Origin of the sequence: Cryobacterium glucosi, from assembly GCF_004402235.1 — a bacterium.
Taxonomy (GTDB): Bacteria; Actinomycetota; Actinomycetes; order Actinomycetales; family Microbacteriaceae; genus Cryobacterium; species Cryobacterium glucosi.
Window position 1 is genome coordinate 1 of the sequence record NZ_SOFS01000002.1, and the last position, 1422, is coordinate 1422.

At 67.2% G+C, this 1422-nt stretch carries 1 pseudogene; it reads left to right on the top strand.

The window, feature by feature from the left end:
• Positions 1-2: 2 nt before the first annotated feature.
• Positions 3-1369: pseudogene (locus E3O46_RS00175) on the top strand (IS1380 family transposase).
• Positions 1370-1422 lie beyond the last annotated feature (53 nt).

The window sequence follows — 1422 nt, forward strand, 5'->3', positions numbered from 1 at the left end:
CTCTGTCCGCGACCTTCGACGATGGGAATCTCGTGTCGCTCGCCGGCCTCGTTCCCGCGATGTTGTTGGCGGCGTCGACGGGGCTGGGCGAGCTCGCGAACCGGTGGCTGAGCCTGCCGGGCTACTTCGGTGCGAACGCCGGATTGAAGGTCACCGCGCTGGTCGCGGGCATGGTCGCCGGCGCTGACTCCATCGACGACATGGCTGTCCTTCGCCACGGCGGGATGAAGAAACTCTTCGTCGGTGCTTACGCGCCGTCCACGTTGGGTTCGTTCTTGCGTGCGTTCACCTTCGGCCACGTCCGTCAACTCGACGCCGTCGCGTGGCGGTGGCTGGTCAACGTCGCCCAGACGGCACCGATCGTGGCTGGGATCAACGACTACGCCCTGGTCGATATCGACGACACCATCAAGGAAGTCCACGGCTACCAGAAGCAAGGCTCCGGCTACGGCTACTCCGGGGTCCGCGGGTTGAACGCGTTGATCGGCATCGTGTCACCACGGTGTCCGCGCCGATCATCATCGGGTCCAGGCTCCGCAAAGGCGCCGCCGGGTCCCCGCGCGGGGCGGGGAAGTTCGTCGGCGACATCCTCGCCACCGTCCGCCGGCTCCGGTCACAGACCGCGTCCGGCCTGGTACTCGTCCGCGCTGACAGTGCGTTCTACGGCCACGCGGTCGTCGCGGCCGCGCACCGGGCTGGCGCGAAAGTATCGATCACCGCCCGGATGGACCCGGCCGTGAAGCGCGCGATCGCTGCGATCGCTGATGACGCGTGGACGACGATTGAATACACCGACGCGATCCGGGACGAGACCACCGGGAAATGGATCTCCTCCGCCGAAGTCGCAGAGATTCCCTTCACCGCGTTCAGCTCCAGGAGGCTCAGCGAACGCATTACCGGGCGCCTGGTCGTCCGGCGGATCCCGGAGCTGAATCCGTTCGAGGGCACCGGGCAGCCGACCCTGTTCGACACGCACCGGTTCCACGCGTTCTTCACGACCAGCACCCTGGACACCGTCACGGCTGATAAAACCCACCGGCAACACGCGATCATCGAGCAGATCAACGCGGACCTCAAAGACAGTGCGCTCGCGCACCTGCCGTCGGGGATCTTCACCGCGAACGCGGCCTGGCTCGTGCTCGCCACGATCGCGTTCAACCTATCCCGCGCCGTCGGCACCCTCACCAGCACCGACCTCGGGAAGGCGCGCTCTGGCACCATCCGCCGCAAACTCATCCAGGTCCCGGCCCGAATCTCGACCTCGGCCCGGAAACTCCGGCTGCATTTACCGGCCAGTTGGCCTTGGGAGGACGGCTGGCAGGCCGTGTTCACGGCGGCCTGCGGCCCGCCGCGAACCGCGACCATCTGACCACCCAGCCAAACGGCGCAACCGGAGCAGGAACACCACCGGCAGCAAGGCCG